The 18,620-nt window shown below is 39.1% G+C and carries 20 protein-coding genes; all 20 read left to right on the top strand.

The window, feature by feature from the left end; genetic code table 11:
• A partial coding sequence (locus AC2VNP_RS11695; protein WP_486917494.1) for a SpoIIE family protein phosphatase occupies nucleotides 1–477 on the top strand: 477 nt, incomplete at its 5' end.
• 87 nt (nucleotides 478–564) lie between these two features.
• Nucleotides 565–1,305, top strand: a complete 741-nt coding sequence (locus tag AC2VNP_RS11690; RefSeq protein WP_486917493.1) for a vWA domain-containing protein — start codon at nucleotides 565–567, stop codon at nucleotides 1,303–1,305.
• Nucleotides 1,277–2,236: a serine/threonine protein kinase gene (locus AC2VNP_RS11685; protein ID WP_486917496.1), complete on the top strand. Its 960-nt coding sequence runs from the start codon at nucleotides 1,277–1,279 to the stop codon at nucleotides 2,234–2,236. Before AC2VNP_RS11690 ends, AC2VNP_RS11685 begins: the two co-directional genes overlap by 29 nt.
• 36 nt (nucleotides 2,237–2,272) lie before the next feature.
• Complete coding sequence (locus AC2VNP_RS11680; protein WP_486917492.1) at nucleotides 2,273–3,031, top strand: threonine/serine exporter family protein; 759 nt, start codon at nucleotides 2,273–2,275, stop codon at nucleotides 3,029–3,031.
• A gap of 35 nt (nucleotides 3,032–3,066) precedes the next feature.
• Complete coding sequence (locus AC2VNP_RS11675) at nucleotides 3,067–3,513, top strand: threonine/serine exporter family protein (protein ID WP_486917491.1); 447 nt, start codon at nucleotides 3,067–3,069, stop codon at nucleotides 3,511–3,513.
• Nucleotides 3,497–4,903: a tRNA lysidine(34) synthetase TilS gene (gene tilS / locus AC2VNP_RS11670; protein WP_486917490.1), complete on the top strand. Its 1,407-nt coding sequence runs from the start codon at nucleotides 3,497–3,499 to the stop codon at nucleotides 4,901–4,903. Before AC2VNP_RS11675 ends, tilS begins: the two co-directional genes overlap by 17 nt.
• A gap of 38 nt (nucleotides 4,904–4,941) precedes the next feature.
• A complete protein-coding gene (gene hpt, locus AC2VNP_RS11665) occupies nucleotides 4,942–5,481 on the top strand; it encodes a hypoxanthine phosphoribosyltransferase (RefSeq protein WP_486917489.1) in 540 nt (179 codons plus the stop codon).
• A gap of 68 nt (nucleotides 5,482–5,549) precedes the next feature.
• Nucleotides 5,550–7,574, top strand: a complete 2,025-nt coding sequence (gene ftsH / locus AC2VNP_RS11660) for an ATP-dependent zinc metalloprotease FtsH (protein WP_486917488.1) — start codon at nucleotides 5,550–5,552, stop codon at nucleotides 7,572–7,574.
• 104 nt (nucleotides 7,575–7,678) lie between these two features.
• Nucleotides 7,679–8,464, top strand: a complete 786-nt coding sequence (locus AC2VNP_RS11655; protein WP_486917487.1) for a type III pantothenate kinase — start codon at nucleotides 7,679–7,681, stop codon at nucleotides 8,462–8,464.
• Nucleotides 8,457–9,344, top strand: a complete 888-nt coding sequence (hslO, locus tag AC2VNP_RS11650) for an Hsp33 family molecular chaperone HslO (protein WP_486917486.1) — start codon at nucleotides 8,457–8,459, stop codon at nucleotides 9,342–9,344. The genes AC2VNP_RS11655 and hslO overlap by 8 nt, the downstream gene beginning before the upstream one ends.
• Before the next feature lie 107 nt (nucleotides 9,345–9,451).
• Nucleotides 9,452–10,375: a cysteine synthase A gene (cysK, locus tag AC2VNP_RS11645; protein ID WP_486917485.1), complete on the top strand. Its 924-nt coding sequence runs from the start codon at nucleotides 9,452–9,454 to the stop codon at nucleotides 10,373–10,375.
• Between the two features lie 167 nt (nucleotides 10,376–10,542).
• Nucleotides 10,543–12,000, top strand: a complete 1,458-nt coding sequence (locus tag AC2VNP_RS11640) for an anthranilate synthase component I family protein (RefSeq protein ID WP_486917495.1) — start codon at nucleotides 10,543–10,545, stop codon at nucleotides 11,998–12,000.
• A 21-nt stretch (nucleotides 12,001–12,021) separates the two neighbouring features.
• A complete protein-coding gene (gene pabA, locus AC2VNP_RS11635) occupies nucleotides 12,022–12,618 on the top strand; it encodes an aminodeoxychorismate/anthranilate synthase component II (RefSeq protein ID WP_486917484.1) in 597 nt (198 codons plus the stop codon).
• Nucleotides 12,603–13,469, top strand: coding sequence for an aminodeoxychorismate lyase (pabC, locus tag AC2VNP_RS11630; protein ID WP_486917483.1), 867 nt, complete (start codon nucleotides 12,603–12,605; stop codon nucleotides 13,467–13,469). Before pabA ends, pabC begins: the two co-directional genes overlap by 16 nt.
• Before the next feature lie 6 nt (nucleotides 13,470–13,475).
• Complete coding sequence (gene folP / locus AC2VNP_RS11625) at nucleotides 13,476–14,303, top strand: dihydropteroate synthase (RefSeq protein ID WP_486917482.1); 828 nt, start codon at nucleotides 13,476–13,478, stop codon at nucleotides 14,301–14,303.
• Nucleotide 14,304: 1 nt separating this feature from the next.
• The gene (gene folB / locus AC2VNP_RS11620) at nucleotides 14,305–14,673 is read left to right on the top strand and encodes a dihydroneopterin aldolase (protein WP_486917481.1); all 369 of its coding nucleotides are present in this window, start codon (nucleotides 14,305–14,307) and stop codon (nucleotides 14,671–14,673) included.
• The gene (gene folK / locus AC2VNP_RS11615) at nucleotides 14,666–15,193 is read left to right on the top strand and encodes a 2-amino-4-hydroxy-6-hydroxymethyldihydropteridine diphosphokinase (RefSeq protein ID WP_486917480.1); all 528 of its coding nucleotides are present in this window, start codon (nucleotides 14,666–14,668) and stop codon (nucleotides 15,191–15,193) included. The genes folB and folK overlap by 8 nt, the downstream gene beginning before the upstream one ends.
• The gene (locus AC2VNP_RS11610) at nucleotides 15,145–15,351 is read left to right on the top strand and encodes a helix-turn-helix domain-containing protein (protein WP_275120551.1); all 207 of its coding nucleotides are present in this window, start codon (nucleotides 15,145–15,147) and stop codon (nucleotides 15,349–15,351) included. Before folK ends, AC2VNP_RS11610 begins: the two co-directional genes overlap by 49 nt.
• Before the next feature lie 26 nt (nucleotides 15,352–15,377).
• Nucleotides 15,378–16,379 carry a tRNA dihydrouridine synthase DusB gene (dusB, locus tag AC2VNP_RS11605; protein WP_486917479.1) on the top strand — a complete coding sequence of 334 codons (1,002 nt, stop codon included), beginning with the start codon at nucleotides 15,378–15,380 and terminating at the stop codon, nucleotides 16,377–16,379.
• A gap of 218 nt (nucleotides 16,380–16,597) precedes the next feature.
• Nucleotides 16,598–18,100, top strand: a complete 1,503-nt coding sequence (lysS, locus tag AC2VNP_RS11600) for a lysine--tRNA ligase (protein WP_486917478.1) — start codon at nucleotides 16,598–16,600, stop codon at nucleotides 18,098–18,100.
• Nucleotides 18,101–18,620 lie beyond the last annotated feature (520 nt).

The raw sequence follows: 18,620 nt of genomic DNA, 5'->3' as shown, positions 1-18,620 counted from the left end.
TTACGGACAACAGATGAGATCTTTTCAACGCTTGATCTAGCAATGATTGATTTACAAGACGCTAATGCAAAGTTTTTAAAAATTGGTTCTATCCCTAGCTTTATTAAAAGAGGGACAACCGTAACAAAAATAGAAGCTAGTAATTTACCAATGGGAATTATTCAAGAATTTGACGTAGATGTAGTTAGCGAGCAAATGAAAGCTGGAGATTTACTAATTATGATGAGCGATGGCATTTTTGATGCACCAAAACATGTTGAAAATAAAGAAATGTGGATGAAACGAATTATTTCTGAAGTATCATCTGAAGATCCTCAGGAAGTTGCTGATTTAATATTAGAGAGAGTAATTCGTAATGAAGGCAGTATTGAAGATGATATGACCATTGTCGTTGCAAAGGTTAAGAGAAATATGCCAAAGTGGGCAGCTATACCAATCTATAAGCCGAGAAAAGTAGAGAAAAAGAAAGCTCAATAATAAGATGGGAAAACGCTTAGTTGCTACGTATAAACCCCCTTCAATTGGTGAATGATGGTAACATTCAGAAAATTGGAGGGGATATGTTTGGGTAAAGGAACGTTACGACAAATCTTGCTTATTACTGATGGTTGCTCAAACCAAGGTGAAGACCCGGTTGCAATTGCAGCTTTAGCAAAAGAACAAGGGATCACAGTTAATGTTATAGGTGTAGTAGATAATAGTCCGATGAATGAACAAGGTGTTCAGGAAATAGAGTCGATTGCTATGGCGGGCGGCGGCGTCAGCCAGATTGTATATGCGCAAAACTTAGCGAAAACGGTACAAATGGTAACACGAAAAGCTATGACTCAAACATTATATGGTGTAGTTAATCGCGAGCTTCAACAAATATTAGGGAAAGAACAAGAGATGGAAGATTTGTCTCCTGAAAAACGAGGGCAAGTGATGGAAGTTGTAGACGAATTAGGAGAAACCATCGATTTAAATGTTTTAATTTTAGTAGATACAAGTGCTAGTATGAAGAATAAATTACCAATGGTACAGGATGCGTTAACTGATTTATCTATAAGTCTTACTTCTCGAATGGGAGACAATCGGTTCTCGCTCTACTCTTTTCCAGGGAAGAGAAAGGATATGGACCGTCTATTAGATTGGTCACCTAAACTAGAATCATTAACAGGCATTTTTCATAAGTTGTCTTCAGGCGGCATTACTCCAACGGGTCCTGCCTTACAAGTTGCACTACAAAAGTTTGAGAAAACTAACTCGAGAAGGAGTTTGATCTCTAGTGGCGAGGATGAACTACTCGAAGACTCAGGCATGTAACTTACAACCAGGAGCAACAGTAGTCGGAAAATGGCATCGGAAAAAATATCAAATTGTTAAGTTACTAGGATCTGGTGCAACTGGTTCGGTCTACTTAGCACGGTGTATAGAGGGCGAGGTTGCCTTAAAAATCGGTGTGGATAGCATGGCCATCACATCTGAGGTTAATGTCTTAAAGCATTTTTCGAAGGTCCAAGGTCAGGTACTTGGGCCTTCTTTGTTAGATGTGGATGATTTAGTAATCAACCAAGGAGTCCTTCCTTTTTATGTGATGGAGTATTTAAAAGGGGAACAATTAATCCAATTTATTTCAAAGCGAGGAGAAGAGTGGATCGGTATTTTAATGGTTCAACTATTAGGGGATTTAGACCGACTGCACCGTGCGGGTTGGGCATTTGGAGACTTAAAGCCTGATAATTTAATCGTTATTGGACCAACGCCGCGAATACGATGGCTAGACGTTGGCGGAACGACACTACTTGGAAGATCAATTAAAGAGTACACTGAGTTTTTCGACCGAGGCTATTGGGGTATGGGTTCGAGGGTAGCGGAGCCGAGCTATGATTTGTTTGCTCTCGTGATGATTATGATTAATTGTATGTATCCTAAACGATTTGATAAAAAAGGAGAACCAATCCAACAATTGAAACAAGCGATTGAGATGAAACCGGGATTAAAGCCATATCGTAATGTCATGTTAAAAGGACTTCAAGGAAAGTACAGTGATGCCCAAATGATGAAAAAAGATCTAATGGATGCAATCCAAAAAAAATCCACTCATTATACTAAACCTAAATCTTCAACCCCGCCAAGAGTGGGCCGAAAAGAGCAAAAAAAACCAGCCAAATCATCGTATTTAATTGAAATCTTTCTTGTTACCTCTTTTCTTATATTGGCATATATCCTATACTTATTTGGACAATTAATGTAAGGATATTCAAAAAGTCCGGGAGTTGTGGAGGGTGCCATGTCTAGAGCAGATAAGATGATGGATGTATGTTTGTTAGCTGGGGAAATTATGCTGACGTACGGTGCAGAAACTTATCGGGTAGAAGAAACGTTAGAGCGAATGGCTAAATCAGCAGGGTTCGTTAATGTTCATAGCTTTGTAACAACGACAGGAATATTCCTCTCCTTTGACGAAGTTGGCAAAGGGGATACGATGCAAATGATTCGTGTTGATGATCGAATATATGACTTAAATAAAGTTACATTAGTCAATCAAGTGTCTCGCGAATTTGTAACGGGAGAAATAGATGAAGAAGTCGCTTATGATAAATTAAATGAAATTGCCAAAGCACCAATGAATTACCCTGTTTGGCTCGTTCATATTGCTTCAGGTGTAGCCGGTGCAGGGTTTTCTTACTTATTTGGTGGCAGTTTACGTGATATGCTCCCTGCTTTCATTGCTGGCTTTATTGTAAGTGTTTGTGTTTTTAAGTTCCAAGAGTACTTAAAGGTGAAGTTTTTTGCTGAATTTATATCTGCATTTATTGGTGGCAGTGTTGCTATTGGTTTGGTCTATATTGGAGTCGGTGCTAATTTAGATCAAATTATTATAGGAATTTTAATGCCTCTAGTACCAGGAGTCCCCCTCACTAATTCGGTGCGAGATTTAATATCAGGCGATTACGTTGCTGGTGTAAGCAGGGGAGCTGAAGCTATTTTGACAGCACTCTCAATTGCAACAGGAGTAGCATTAGCCATAGGTTTATTCTTAACGTGATCATCTTTAAGAACATTTAATTGGGGGGAACAGCGATGTGGTTGGAGTTATTATTTGTATATGCAGCGACGCTTTGTTTTGGAATTTTGTTTAATGTTCCAACAAGAGCTTTATTTATCGGTGCACTTATTGGTTGCTTATCGTGGTTTATCTACCGAACTTTACCAGAATACGGAATTTCAATAATCTTAGCTACTGCTTTAGCTTCTTTTATGAGTGCTACTATAGCGCAAATGCTTGCTAAAAAATTTCGAATACCAGCGACAACTTTTAGTATTCCTGCAATTATTCCATTAGTTCCTGGAAGTAAGGCGTATTTTACAATGCTTGCATTTGTCGAAAGTGATTATTTACTCGGGTTAGAACTTGGGATTAGCACCATGCTTCAGGCCGGGGCCATTGCAGGGGGGCTTGTTTTTGCGTTAGCCATTTTCTCTTTTAAGAAGGGAGGTATCGGTCAACGTTATGAACCAGGACGTTAAGCAATTCATTAAAGATCATCGATTGCTCCAACCTAATTCTACTATCGTTGTAGGGGTGTCGGGAGGACCTGATTCACTGGCATTATTACACTTCCTATGGAAAGAAAGCCAAAAGGAAAATTATCAATTAATAGCAAGTCATATTGACCATCAATTAAGAGAAGTCACTTCCGCGGAAGATTTTGAGTTTGTTAAGCAGTATTGTGCGGAGAGGGACATTCTTTTTGAAGGAAGTCGAGTCAACGTCAAAAGGGTTCAAAAAGAATTTGGATTGAGTATTCAAATGGCGGCAAGAAAATGTCGGTACGATGTATTTAACCAAGTGATGACGAAATACGATGCCGACTACCTCGCTTTGGCTCACCACGGGGATGACCAGATCGAAACGATCCTAATGAATCAAGTGAGAGGAACGTCTCCAGAAGGGCTTTCCGGTATACCTGCGTCGAGGCGGTTTGCAACCGGAACCTTAATTCGACCATTCTTAGGAATAACAAAAGCACAAATCGTGCAATACTGTAATGAGGAAAAATTGCAACCAAGAATAGATGAAAGCAACGCTTCTGATAAGTACATGCGAAATCGTTTTCGAAAAGAAGTGCTACCGTTTATTAAAAGTGAAAACTCAAAGGCACACATTCATTTTCAGCGAATGAGTGAACAAATCGAGTTAGATCAGTTCTATCTTGAGGAAGTAACTCGTACACATTTAGAAGACATCGTTGAGACGAAAACGAAGGAATTAGTCGTCATTTCTGTTAATCGCTTCAAAGATATGGCCGTCGCTTTACAAAGAAGGGGTATTCATCTAATATTAAAATATCTTTACGGGGAAAATTACCCATTTCTCTCATACATACATATTGAACAAGTTCATCAACTGATTCACTCTCGAAATCCCTCTGGACAATTAGACTTCCCACAAGGGTTATTGGTTGAAAGAGTTTATGACCGTTGTCGGTTACGTTTTAAAGAAGCCGAGGAAGGTTTTGAGACTTTTACATACGAATTGCAAGTTCCAGGATGCATATCTACAAAGTTGGGAATAATAAGTGCAAAATTCACATCAAACCTTATGGACATCAAACGAACTCCGTATACTTATATTTGTGATGCAGAGCAAGTTGTGTATCCACTAAATGTTAGAACGAAAATGAATGGGGATCGTATTCAATTGGTGGGGATGACTGGATCAAAGAAAATTAGTCGTATTTTTATTGATCATAAGATTGAGCAATGGAAACGAAAAGTATGGCCGCTTGTTATTGATGGAAATAATGAAGTGATATGGATTCCCCTATTAGGACATTCTAAAAAAGGTGCTGTCACAGAAATGTCGCAAAAATATTTAGTGCTTTCATTTGAATTTCATAATGAAGGCTCGGTATAATTCTTTTCAGCAGCAGTTACAGGAGGGTATACAGTAGAATGAAAGATGAAATCAAAGAAGTTTTAATTTCTGAAGAAGAAATACAACAGAAGGTACGCGAGCTAGGAGACGTACTGACGAAAGAATATGAAGGGCGGTTTCCCCTTGTTGTCGGAGTTTTAAAAGGTGCTCTACCTTTTATGGCCGATTTAACGAAAAGAATAGATACACATATCGAGCTTGATTTTATGGATGTATCAAGTTACGGTGCAGGCACTGTTACATCGGGTGAAGTTAAAATTGTAAAAGATTTAAACACTTCAGTAGAAGGACGGGATGTCCTCATTGTAGAAGATATTATAGATAGCGGATTAACACTGAGCTATTTAGTAAAGCTATTTCATTACCGTAAAGCAAAATCGGTTAAGATTGTTACTCTCTTAGATAAGCCAGAAGGCAGAAAGGTCGATTTAGTACCGGATCTTGCCGGATTTACGGTTCCAGATGCGTTTGTTGTCGGATATGGATTAGACTTTGCTGAGCGCTATCGAAACCTCCCGTATATTGGCGTACTAAAGCCAGAAATTTATGGGACGTAAAGATTGTGAAAAAAGTGGTAAATATGATACTATAATTTAAGCTTATTGTACGTGGGAGGAGGTCAGGAATGAATCGGATTTTTCGTAACACGATATTTTACTTATTAATTTTTCTAGTCATCGTAGGAATTGTAAGTGTCTTTAGCGGTGATCAAGTCGAGACGACACCGATGACAGTTGATCAGTTTTATGAAAAACTTCAAAATGGCGAGGTTACCACTCTTTCTTTAAAGCCTGAGCGACAAGTGTACTTAGTGCGCGGACAGCTTGTAAACATGCCAGAAGGAGAGTATTTCCAAACATATATTCCTAGGGCTGAGTTGGCAGTTGAAAGGCTGTTTGCTGTTCAAGAAGGTGGAGTTGCTGCACCGGAGTTCACGATGGAGCCTGCGGATGAGACAAGTGGTTGGGTTACCTTTTTTACGTCAATAATTCCATTTATCATTATTTTCATCCTATTCTTCTTCTTACTAAGCCAGGCTCAAGGCGGTGGAAGCCGTGTCATGAACTTTGGTAAGAGTAAGGCGAAAATGGTTCAGGATGATAAGAAGAAAGCGAAATTCAAGGATGTTGCTGGTGCAGATGAAGAGAAGCAAGAGCTTGTTGAAGTGGTTGAGTTCTTAAAAGACCCTCGAAAGTTCTCAGCAATTGGTGCTCGTATTCCAAAAGGTGTTCTATTAGTTGGACCGCCTGGTACAGGTAAAACGTTACTAGCACGTGCAGTTGCAGGTGAAGCGGGTGTACCGTTCTTCTCAATCAGTGGTTCTGATTTCGTGGAGATGTTTGTTGGGGTCGGTGCTTCTCGCGTACGTGACCTATTTGAAAATGCGAAGAAAAATGCACCGTGTATTATCTTTATTGATGAGATTGATGCGGTTGGACGACAACGTGGAGCAGGACTTGGTGGTGGTCACGATGAACGTGAGCAGACGCTAAACCAGTTACTTGTTGAAATGGATGGTTTTAGTGCAAATGAAGGAATTATTATCATCGCGGCAACAAACCGTGCGGATATTCTAGATCCAGCATTACTACGTCCGGGTCGTTTTGACCGACAAATTCTAGTTGGTCGACCAGATGTTAAAGGTCGTGAAGAGGTATTAAAAGTACATGCACGTAATAAACCTCTTGCCGATGACGTAGATCTTAAAGCAATTGCTGCTCGTACACCTGGCTTTTCGGGTGCTGACTTAGAAAACCTTCTAAATGAAGCGGCTCTTGTTGCTGCACGTCAAGACAAGAAGAAAGTAAACATGGTTCATATTGAAGAGGCTATAGACCGAGTGATTGCTGGTCCGGCTAAGAAGAGCCGTGTGATCTCGGCAAAAGAAAAGAAAATTGTTGCTTGGCATGAAGCAGGCCATACGGTCGTTGGTGTCAAACTTGAAAATGCAGATATGGTTCACAAAGTTACGATCGTTCCACGCGGGCAAGCTGGCGGATATGCTGTCATGCTGCCGAAAGAAGATCGCTACTTTATGACAAAACCAGAGTTGCTTGATAAAATTATGGGCTTGCTCGGTGGTCGTGTTGCTGAGGAAATTACTTTTGGAGAAGTTAGTACTGGAGCTCACAATGACTTCCAACGTGCAACAGGTATTGCTCGTAAGATGGTTACTGAGTATGGCATGAGTGAGAAGCTCGGGCCAATGCAATTCGGACAAAGTTCTGGAGGGCAAGTGTTCTTAGGTCGTGATATTCAAAATGAGCAAAACTACAGTGACCAAATTGCTTATGAAATTGATTTAGAAGTTCAACGTTTCATTAAAGAATGCTATGAACGTTGTAAGCAGATCCTTCTTGATAATAAAGATAAGCTAGATCTTGTGGCAGAAACGTTGATGGAACTTGAAACGTTAGATGCTGAACAAATTAAGTCACTTGTTAACGAAGGAAAACTTCCTGAAAACCATCATACAGATGCGTATCGTAAACAAGAGCTTAAGTCTGAGACGACTCAAGATGGTGATGTTAAAGTCAATATCTCTTCTAAAAAAGATGAGGCTGAATCGAAAGAAGAAACTGAGGCTAAGCCTTCAGATGAAACATCTGCGACGCCAAAATCAGAAGATGAAAATAAAACAGATAAGTAATAGGAAAAATAGGATGTCATAAGACATCCTATTTTCTTTTGAAAATGATAAAATTGAGGTAAAGTAAACATACATATAAAAAAGGGAAATGTGGTGAAACAATTATGATATTTGTTGTAGATGTAGGGAATACGAATATTGTTCTTGGTGTATACGATGGTGATGATCTGATTCATCATTGGCGTATTGCTACGAGTAGAGATAAGACAGAAGATGAGTACGGTATGCTTGTCAAAAGCTTGTTTCAAGATCAAGATCTTAGCTTAAATGAAATCGATGGAATTATTATTTCTTCTGTTGTTCCTCCGATTATGTTTGCACTAGAAAAGATGTGCAAGAAATATTTCAAGTTAGACCCAATTGTGATTGGACCTGGAATTAAAACGGGCTTAAACATTAAGTATGAAAACCCTAGAGAAGTAGGTGCAGACAGGATCGTTAATGCTGTTTCTGCCATTGATTTATATGGAAGCCCTTTAATTATCGTAGATTTTGGTACAGCTACTACGTTCTGTTATATTAACGAAGAGAAGCAATATATGGGAGGCGCGATTGCCCCCGGAGTCGGCATATCGACTGAGGCTCTATATACAAGGGCATCGAAATTACCGCGTATTGAAATTTCAGAACCGCCTTCAGTAGTTGGTAAGAACACGGTAAATGCCATGCAAGCCGGTATCTATTATGGATATGTAGGACAAGTTGATGAAATCGTCAGAAGAATGAAAGAGCAATCTCCGGTAGAACCTAAAGTTATTGCAACTGGAGGTTTAGCTACATTGATAGGAAAAGAGTCCAGAACGATTGAAGTTGTAGATCCGTTTTTAACGCTTAAAGGTCTGCAGATGATTTATATGAAAAATGCTAGGAAGGACGAAGATCATGAGTGATTATCTTGTAAGAGCGATTGCATTTGATGGAAAAGTGAGAGCGTATGCAACGCGAACGACCGCAATGGTTAGTGAGGGAGCAAAAAGACAAGACACTTGGCCGACGGCGTCAGCTGCGCTAGGAAGAGCCATGACGGCGGCAACGATGATGGGTGCCATGCAAAAAGGTGATGCAAAAATCACTGTAAAAATCGAAGCAGACGGGCCAATCGGTCATATTATTGTTGATACGAATGCCAAAGGGGAAACAAGGGGTTATGTTAAAAACCCACATGTTCACTTTGATTTAAATGCTCAAGGGAAACTCGATGTTGCAAGAGCGGTAGGAACAAATGGTCAACTTTCTATTGTAAAAGATTTAGGCCTAAGAGATTACTTTACAGGAAGTGTTCCACTTATTTCCGGGGAATTGGGTGAGGATTTTACATATTATTTTGTAACATCTGAACAAATTCCATCGGCTGTTGGAGTTGGGGTGCTCGTTAACCCTGATTATACCATCTTAGCTTCCGGTGGATTTATCCTTCAAATGATGCCTGGTGCTGGAGATGACATCATTGAGTTTATTGAAAATCGTTTAAGCCAAATCCCCCCAATCTCTAAACTAATTGAAACGGGTAAAAGCCCCGAAGAAATCCTTGAAGAGTTACTAGGTAAAGAAAACTTGAAAATCCTTGATCAAATGGATGTTAAATTCTCCTGTAGTTGCTCAAAGGAAAGGTTTGAAACGGCTATTATTAGTTTAGGTGCCGAAGAAATACAAGCAATGATCGACGAGGAAGGAAAAGCTGAAACTCGTTGTCATTTTTGTAACGAAACTTATGTGTTCACCAAACCAGAGTTAGAAGCTTTACTAACAGAAACAGGAAAAAATAATTAGAGTTAAAATTATCAAAAAAATCCGTTGACTAAATGGAAATCATTTGCTACTATAATCTTAACAAAACCAATGAATTTACTCGGTATTAACGAAAGGGGAAGTTAAAAATGCGTGTAGCAAATTCAATTACAGATTTAATTGGGCAAACGCCATTAGTGAAATTAAACAGAATTGTACCTGAAGGGTCTGCAGATATTTATTTAAAGCTTGAGTATTTTAATCCTGGAAGCAGTGTAAAAGATCGTATTGCTTTAGCGATGATTGAAGCTGCAGAGAGAGACGGTCGATTAAAGAAAGACGATATTATTGTTGAACCGACTAGTGGAAACACTGGAATCGGGTTAGCAATGGTTGCAGCTGCAAAAGGCTATAAAACAAAGCTAGTTATGCCAGAAACAATGAGTATGGAGCGTCGTAACCTACTAAGAGCGTATGGTGCTGAGTTAGTACTTACTCCAGGGCCAGAAGGTATGGGTGGTGCGATTCGAAAAGCAACAGAATTATCCAAAGAAGAGGGTCACTTCATGCCTCAGCAATTTGAGAACGAAGCAAACCCAGAAATTCACCGTGAAACAACAGGTCGCGAGCTTTTAGAGCAAGTTGAAGGAAGTGTTGATGCATTTGTTTCGGGTATCGGAACTGGTGGAACGATTACAGGTGCAGGCGGATTGTTAAAAGAAAACTTCCCTAACCTTAAAATCTATGCAGTTGAACCTGCAGACTCTCCAGTTTTATCAGGTGGAAAACCGGGCCCGCATAAAATCCAAGGAATTGGAGCAGGGTTTGTCCCTTCTATCTTAAACACAAACGTTTATGATGAAGTAATTCAAGTTACAAATGATCAAGCGTTTGAAATTGCACGCCGTGCCGGACGTGAAGAAGGAATTTTAGGTGGTATTTCTTCTGGTGCAGCTATTTATGCAGCGTTGCAAGTAGCTGAAAAATTAGGGGCAGGCAAGAAGGTAGTAGCGATTATTCCAAGTAATGGTGAACGTTACCTTTCAACTCCACTTTACCAATTTGATGAATAAAATCTAAAATAGGGGCTGACGCAGACGTGTCAGCCTCTTTTGAGGTTTGGACTTCATAAAAATTAGCTCTTGTTCTTTCAGGTATAAGGAGGCAGTTCTGCTTTCCGTATTTTATAAATTGTTGTAGAATGAACGTAAGAAAAATGGTTAGAAATCATTCGCCATTAATGAGGAGAGTGTGTGTATTGCTTCAAGACAATTCGATAGATAAACAGCAGGTATTGACAGCGAAAATCCCATTAAGTGAAAGCGATTGGTTTCAACAATATAAGCAGCTTTCCAAAGAGGAACCGTATCATGTCTTATTAGAAAGTGGCAGAGCTGGTCGATACCATATCATCGGTTTAAGCCCAATAGCTATTATTAAAGGAAAAGATCAAACTTTAACCATTGAACATAATGGACAAACCGAGACTAGAACAGGGGATCTCCTTACGAATATGAAAGAGTGGATGCAAGAACAACAACGAGTCTATTCCGAAGAGGCTACGCCATTTCAAGGTGGGGCAGTTGGGTATATTAGCTATGACCTTGTAAGACAAATTGAAAAACTACCAACTACAGCTCAAGATGATTTAGGACTGCAAGAGCTTTACTTTCTCGTTTTTGATGAGGTGTTTGTTTATGATATTGAGAGCCAAGAATTAAATATCATCATTCATTATAAAGAAAGTGAACGAGAAATAGCTTTAGAACGGTTGGAATTATATAAAACAAGATGGATCCAACCAATAGATGAATGGAACTGGCAAGCGCCAGACGTTAAGAAGGAAAACGTTTGGACAGCTTCTTTGTCGGAAACTGAATTTGCAAACGCTGTTGAAACAATTCAAGAATATATAGCTGCAGGGGATGTTTTTCAAGTTAATTTGTCAGTACGTCAAGCAAAACCGCTGCTAACAAAAGCGCTTCATATCTATGAAAAATTACGTGAAGTTAACCCTTCACCATATATGGCTTACTTCCATACTCCCGAATTTCAGTTAACAAGCGGTTCACCAGAGCTTCTTGTCAAGAAAGCTGGACAAGAAGTAAGTACTCGGCCGATCGCAGGGACGAGATCAAGAGGGAAGAACGAAGAAGAAGACGAAAGAAATGCTAAGACACTGATTGAAAACGAAAAAGAACGTGCAGAACATATTATGCTCGTTGACCTTGAGCGTAACGACTTAGGAAGAGTTTGCGAGTTCGGTTCAGTTGAAGTGGACGAGTTAATGGTAATTGAAAAATACTCCCATGTTATGCACATTGTTTCTAATGTAAAAGGAAAGCTTACAGAAGGAAAAGATGCATACGATATCATTCGAGCAACTTTCCCAGGTGGAACGATTACTGGGGCACCTAAAGTGAGAACCATGGAGATCATTGAAGAACTTGAACCAGTGAGAAGAGGAATTTATACAGGATCCATCGGCTGGATCGGTTATAATGGAGATATGGAATTAAATATTGTCATTCGAACAATACTCGCAAAAGGCGGTATGGCTTATGTACAGGCTGGAGCAGGTATTGTGATAGACTCTAATCCACAACATGAATATAAAGAATCATTAAAGAAAGCAACTGCACTATGGCGTGCAAAAGAGTTGAGTGAAGAAGAGGTTAGTGAAGAAAAAGTTAAGTAGTAGAGCTGAGGAGGAGTACTAATGATTTTAATGATTGATAACTATGATTCATTTACTTACAATTTAGTGCAGTATTTAGGTGAGATGGGTGAAGAGTTAGTCGTTCGACGAAACGACGAAATCACCATTGAAGAAATTGAAGAACTAAATCCAGATTACCTGATGATATCACCGGGTCCATGCAGCCCGAATGAGGCAGGAATTAGTCTAAAGGCAATTGAACACTTTGCCGGGAAGATCCCGATCTTTGGCGTTTGTTTAGGACATCAGTCGATTGGGCAAGTGTTTGGCGGCAAAGTCATTCGAGCGGAACGGTTGATGCATGGAAAGACTTCCGATATCACTCATGACGAACAAACTATCTTTAAAGGAATAGAACGACCTTTTACAGCAACAAGATATCACTCCTTAATTGTTGAAAAAGAAACATTTCCAGACTGCTTAGAAATCACAGCAGAAACAGCAGATGGAGAAATTATGGCTCTGCGCCATAAAACACTTCCTATTGAAGGTGTTCAGTTCCATCCAGAGTCCATAATGACGGAGTCAGGTAAACGTTTATTGCGTAATTTTGTTGAACACTATAGGGGGCGTACCTCAGCATGTACATCTATGTAAATGGTGAAATTGTAACGCCGGAAAATGCAAAAATTTCAGCATTTGATCATGGTTTTATGTATGGCTTAGGTGTATTTGAGACGTTTCGTATTTATGACGGTCATCCATTTTTAGTGGATGACCATTTTGTTCGGTTACGCCAAAGTTTAAGTCATCTCTCCATCAATTGGGACTGGACTAAAGATGAGGTCATGACGATCTTACAGCAATTATTAGCAAAAAATAATTTAACGAATGCATACGTGAGATGGAATGTGTCCGCAGGAGTGGGCGCGCTAGGACTACAAGATGAACCATATGATCAACCGTCAACGATTGTGTACGTTAAACCACTTCCAGAAAAGATGTCAGTGACAAAACGCGGGGTTATCTTGAACACAAAACGAAATACACCTGAAGGAAATGAACGGCTGAAATCCCATCATTATTTAAATAACATTATTGGAAAAAGGGAAATAGGTTCAGATGCAAGTGTTGAAGGGATTTTCTTAACGCAAGACGGGTATCTTGCTGAAGGAATCGTCTCCAATCTTTTCTGGCTAAAAAATAATGTTATTTATACACCAGCAGTTGAAACGGGAATACTAAATGGTGTAACAAGACAGTTTATTTTAACGCTATTAAACGATTTAGGGTACGAGTACCAAGAAGGTTTTTATAAAAGTGAAGACTTGTTTGAAGCAGATGAAGCTTTTGTAACTAATTCCATTCAAGAAGTTGTCTCACTTAAAGATGTTGATGGCAAGACGAACTACGACAGCGAAATGACATTGGCTAATCAGTTACGTAAACATTATTTCTCACTAAGGAAAAAACTTAATAGTCGAGTCGAAATATATAAGAAGGAGTAAGTTGAAATGTCTGTTCAAATGAATCCTATAAAAGTTAGAGCAACACAATTTTTAGGTGAAACAACCGTAATGGGAATTTTAAATGCAACACCCGATTCATTTTCTGATGGTGGTCAGTTTAACGAGATAGAAACAGCTGTTCGCCATGCTAAAGAAATGGTAAGTCAAGGAGCTAAAATCATTGACATTGGCGGGGAGTCAACAAGGCCGGGAGCAGAAAAGGTAGAACAAAATGAAGAATTGGAAAGAGTTATTCCCATAATTTCCGCAATTGCTCAAGAGGTCGAGGTCCCGATTTCAATCGATACGTATAAAAGTGAGGTCGCTAAACAAGCGATTGAAGCAGGAGCATCGATCATTAACGATGTATGGGGAGCGAAAGCAGACCCTAAGATGGCAGGAGTGGCAGCAGCTTACGATGTTCCGATTATTCTCATGCATAACCGTACAAACAAAAACTATGTGAACCTACTAGAAGATATGAAAAGAGATCTGCAAGAAAGTATCAATATTTGTCACGAGGCTGGCGTTCGTGATGATCAAATTATCTTAGATCCTGGGATTGGCTTTGCTAAAACGTATGAGCACAACCTCGAAGTCATGAGAAAAGTAGATGAAATTGTAGACCTTGGGTATCCCGTCTTATTAGGGACTTCCCGGAAATCTTTTATCGCCAAAACATTAGACCTTCCAGTGGACCAGCGAGTAGAAGGAACTGGAGCAACAATTTGCCTAGGTATTGCGAAAGGTTGTCAAATTGTGAGAGTTCATGATGTTTTAGAAATGAGCCGAATGGCAAAAATGATGGATGCGATGTTAGGGAAAGGTGTATAAAATGGATAAAATTATTATCGATCAAATGCAGTTTTATGGATATCATGGTGTATATCCTGAAGAAAACAAATTAGGTCAACGTTTTAAGGTTGATGCAACCTTATGGTTAGACTTGAGTCCGGCAGGGATAAATGATGATATAAATCAAACAGTCAACTATGCAGAAGTGTACGAACTTACAAAAAAAGTGGTGGAGAACCAAACCCATAAGTTAGTGGAAACAATTGCTGAAAACATCAGTTCCTTAATCCTTAAAACATTTCCGATTGTTCAGTCTTGTACAATAAAAGTCATTAAACCAGATCCACCAATTAATGGACATTACAATTCTGTAGCAGTAGAAATTACAAGGAGTCGGTATGGTGAATAATCTCGTATATATCGCATTGGGTTCTAACATCGGTGTTCGAGAAGAATATCTTTTATTTGGCTTGAAGGAATTGAATGAGGAAGCCGGTCTCACGATCAACCGTGTTTCCTCCATTTACGAAACGGACCCGGTCGGTTATTTAGACCAACAGGATTTTTTAAATATGGTTATTGAGGTTTCAACTTCCTATTCACCTGAACAACTATTACAAGTAACCCAAAAAGTAGAAAGTAAGGCAAAAAAAAATACTCCTGTCCGGTGGGGTCCGAGAACATTAGACCTTGACATTTTACTCTATAATCAAGAAAATATTAAGATGGATGATTTGATGATTCCTCACCCAAGAATGAGTGAGCGGAGTTTTGTCATCATTCCGTTGAAGGAAATTAACCCTCAATTGATACTGCCTCATGAGCAGTTAACAGTTTCGGAGATCTATAGAAGGTTAACAGATAAAGAAGGTGTTAGAGTATGGAAAATGAACAATGGGGTAGGAGAATACGGGCTTTTCGAAAATTGAAAGGTTATACGCAAGAATCATTTGCTCACGCTTTAGGGATTTCAATCTCAGTATTGGGTGAAGTCGAAAGAGGAACGAGGGTGCCAACGGAAGATTTAATCGAAAAAATAGCTGAGGCTTTACAAATTAGTAAAGATGAGTTGACTTCAAATAAATAGTTATGAACACGTCGGAGGTGAAAGTGATGTTGAAGATTGGAAATATTGAAATGAAAAACCCAGTTGTGCTAGCTCCGATGGCAGGTGTTTGTAACCCCGCTTTCCGTTTAATTGCGAAAGAGTTTGGAGCGGGACTTGTTTGTGCTGAAATGGTTAGTGATAAAGCAATCTTACACAAAAATGCTAAGTCGTTAAGTATGCTGTATGTAGATGAGCGTGAAAAACCATTGAGCTTGCAAATTTTCGGCGGTGAAAAAGAAACATTAGTGGAAGCTGCCAAGTTTGTAGATAAAAATACGAATGCAGACATTATCGATATTAATATGGGTTGTCCAGTACCGAAAATTACGAAGTGTGATGCAGGGGCTAGATGGCTGCTTGACCCTAACAAGATTTACGAAATGGTATCTTCTGTAGTTGATGCTGTTGATAAACCGGTAACCGTTAAAATGCGTATCGGTTGGGATGATGAGCATATTTTTGCTGTTGAAAATGCACGTGCAGTCGAACGTGCAGGAGGAAAAGCGGTCGCTGTGCATGGCCGTACGCGAGTTCAGATGTATGAAGGTGTAGCAAATTGGGATATCATTAAAGAAGTAAAGGAATCTGTAAATATTCCTGTTATCGGTAATGGCGATGTTAAAACACCTGAGGACGCGAAACGCATGTTAGATACTACAGGGGTAGACGGTGTTATGATTGGAAGAGCTGCATTAGGAAACCCTTGGATGCTTTATCGTACAGTTCACTTTTTAGAGACAGGTGAACTTCCTGGAGATCCAACGCCGCGAGAGAAAATCGATGTATGTATGATTCACTTAGATCGTTTAATCGCATTAAAAGGTGAAAAAGTAGCTGTCCGTGAAATGAGAAAGCATGCAGCGTGGTATCTTAAAGGAATGCGTGGCAACTCAGTAGTGAGAGACCAAATCAATCAGTTCGAAACGCGTGATGATGTCTACAATTCTTTATACAGCTATATTGATGAAGTTGAAGCAAGAATGAACGAGACTGTCGAAGTAGGCTAAGATAGTTGACTTTATCACTTTACTTTTCTATAATTCGTCTGAGATAATCACACACTGCCAGTATCTACTGGCAGTTTTTCTACATATAAGCCAAAAACCAAAATCATTCCCGAAGGTAACGTTACATCAGATCCTCTTTGTTTATGGGATGAGTTGGATAGTGGATGTTAATAACCAGAATTAAGCTATAGGTTTAAAGAAAATTAGGAGTTGATGAAATGTCACAGGAATTAGAATTAAATGATTTGCTAGCCGTACGTAGAGAAAAATTAAAAAAACTAGTGGACAAAGGTGTCGATCCATTTGGAGGTAAGTTCGTTCGAACGCACTCTGCCAAAGAGATGACAGAGCAATTTGGTGAAATATCAAAAGAGCAATTAGATGAAGACAAGCATGAAGTCGTTCTCGCTGGCCGTATCATGACAAAACGGGGCAAAGGTAAAGCAGGCTTTGCTCATATACAGGATCTAACTGGAAAAATTCAAATTTATGTTCGACAAGATGCTATTGGCGAAGAAGCATATGATCTGTTTAATACGATTGACATTGGTGATCTCGTTGGAGTTTCTGGTGTAGCTTTTAAAACAAAAGTTGGTGAGTTATCTATTAAGGTAACTGAATTCCAATTACTTACGAAATCATTAAGACCTTTACCAGATAAGTTCCACGGGTTAAAAGACATCGAACAACGTTACCGTCAAAGGTATGTTGATTTAATTGTAAACCCTGAAGTTCGTGATACGTTTGTACTTAGAAGTAAGATCTTACAGTCAATGAGACGTTACTTAGATAGCCGAGGTTACCTAGAAGTAGAGACACCAATGATGCATTCAATTGCTGGTGGCGCTTCAGCACGTCCGTTTATTACGCACCACAATGCTCTTGATATGACTCTATATATGAGAATAGCGATTGAGCTTCATTTAAAGCGCCTGATTGTTGGTGGTTTAGAAAAGGTGTATGAAATTGGACGAGTTTTCCGTAACGAAGGTGTATCAACACGTCATAACCCAGAATTCACAATGATTGAGTTATATGAGGCCTATGCGGACTATGAAGATATTATGAGTTTAACTGAAAACTTAATCGCGCATATTGCGGAAGAAGTGTTAGGAACTACAACTGTTCAGTATGGAGACTATGAGGTCAATCTGAAGCCAGAATGGAAAAGACTTCATATGGTTGATGCGATTAAAGAATATGCGGGTATAGATTTCTGGAAAGAAATGAGCGATGAAGAAGCCCGAGCAATTGCTAAAGAGCATAAGGTTCATGTAAAAGATACAATGACTTATGGACATGTAGTAAATGAATTCTTTGAGCATTTTGTTGAAGAAAAATTAATACAGCCTACATTTATTTATGGACATCCAACTGCAATTTCTCCGTTAGCGAAGAAGAACCCGGAAGATGAGCGTTTTACAGACCGTTTTGAACTCTTTATTGTGGGCCGCGAACATGCGAATGCGTTTACTGAGCTTAATGACCCGATTGATCAAAGAGAAAGATTTGAAGATCAATTAAAAGAAAGAGAACAAGGTGACGACGAAGCGCATATGATGGATGATGATTTCGTAGAGGCGCTAGAATATGGAATGCCTCCAACTGGCGGTTTAGGTATCGGTATCGACCGTTTAGTTATGTTATTAACAAATTCACCTTCTATCCGTGATGTATTATTATTCCCGCAAATGCGTCACCGTGAAACTACAGAAGAATAGATTATTAATACGTGCCTGTATCTCTCCTAACGTATATATTGGAGGGTACAGGCATTTTTTTGTGTAAAATCTGTTGAAAAAAGCTCGTGTTGGTTATAATGGATCTTAGTAGTGTAAAAGTTACCTAGGAGCCTTAGAAGCAATAAATAGAAAAAACGAGCTATATAAATTTGCATAATGTTTACGGGCAAATAGGTTAGTTACTAAAGAAAAAGACTTTTTCCTTAAAAATACTCTTTAATTTTTTAAGACAATCAGTATAATAGGTAACAGGAATTATTTTGTCGACGTTAATTGTATTTTGTTTTTTAAAAAAATAAAATTAATTGTTGACTCCCATTTAACAGCGTGTTATATTAGTAAAGTCGCTGTCACACAGCGGACAAGTTATAAGTTCTTTGAAAACTGAACAAAAAGCCAAGTGAAATAAATGAGATACATGATATCTCGTCAATGTTTTAAAAACGTCACAGTGATGAATGATCTTCGATTAAGAACGCGATGACAATCGCCAACATCG

It is taken from the genome of Alkalihalobacterium sp. TH-98, from assembly GCF_057473385.1.
Note: the sequence above shows the minus strand (reverse complement) of the source record. Positions and strands in the feature narration are given on the sequence as shown.

Excerpts from the sequence above, each read along its gene's own strand:
- ftsH (WP_486917488.1), top strand. The coding sequence starts at position 5,550 with ATGAATCGGATTTTTCGTAACACGATATTTTACTTATTAATTTTTCTA.
- hpt (WP_486917489.1), top strand. The coding sequence starts at position 4,942 with ATGAAAGATGAAATCAAAGAAGTTTTAATTTCTGAAGAAGAAATACAA.
- cysK (WP_486917485.1), top strand. The coding sequence starts at position 9,452 with ATGCGTGTAGCAAATTCAATTACAGATTTAATTGGGCAAACGCCATTA.
- pabA (WP_486917484.1), top strand. The coding sequence starts at position 12,022 with ATGATTTTAATGATTGATAACTATGATTCATTTACTTACAATTTAGTG.
- AC2VNP_RS11685 (WP_486917496.1), top strand. The coding sequence starts at position 1,277 with ATGAACTACTCGAAGACTCAGGCATGTAACTTACAACCAGGAGCAACA.
- AC2VNP_RS11655 (WP_486917487.1), top strand. The coding sequence starts at position 7,679 with ATGATATTTGTTGTAGATGTAGGGAATACGAATATTGTTCTTGGTGTA.
- lysS (WP_486917478.1), top strand. The coding sequence starts at position 16,598 with ATGTCACAGGAATTAGAATTAAATGATTTGCTAGCCGTACGTAGAGAA.
- AC2VNP_RS11640 (WP_486917495.1), top strand. The coding sequence starts at position 10,543 with ATGAGGAGAGTGTGTGTATTGCTTCAAGACAATTCGATAGATAAACAG.
- hslO (WP_486917486.1), top strand. The coding sequence starts at position 8,457 with ATGAGTGATTATCTTGTAAGAGCGATTGCATTTGATGGAAAAGTGAGA.
- folB (WP_486917481.1), top strand. The coding sequence starts at position 14,305 with ATGGATAAAATTATTATCGATCAAATGCAGTTTTATGGATATCATGGT.
- pabC (WP_486917483.1), top strand. The coding sequence starts at position 12,603 with ATGTACATCTATGTAAATGGTGAAATTGTAACGCCGGAAAATGCAAAA.
- folP (WP_486917482.1), top strand. The coding sequence starts at position 13,476 with ATGTCTGTTCAAATGAATCCTATAAAAGTTAGAGCAACACAATTTTTA.
- tilS (WP_486917490.1), top strand. The coding sequence starts at position 3,497 with ATGAACCAGGACGTTAAGCAATTCATTAAAGATCATCGATTGCTCCAA.
- AC2VNP_RS11675 (WP_486917491.1), top strand. The coding sequence starts at position 3,067 with ATGTGGTTGGAGTTATTATTTGTATATGCAGCGACGCTTTGTTTTGGA.
- AC2VNP_RS11680 (WP_486917492.1), top strand. The coding sequence starts at position 2,273 with ATGTCTAGAGCAGATAAGATGATGGATGTATGTTTGTTAGCTGGGGAA.
- dusB (WP_486917479.1), top strand. The coding sequence starts at position 15,378 with ATGTTGAAGATTGGAAATATTGAAATGAAAAACCCAGTTGTGCTAGCT.
- AC2VNP_RS11610 (WP_275120551.1), top strand. The coding sequence starts at position 15,145 with ATGGAAAATGAACAATGGGGTAGGAGAATACGGGCTTTTCGAAAATTG.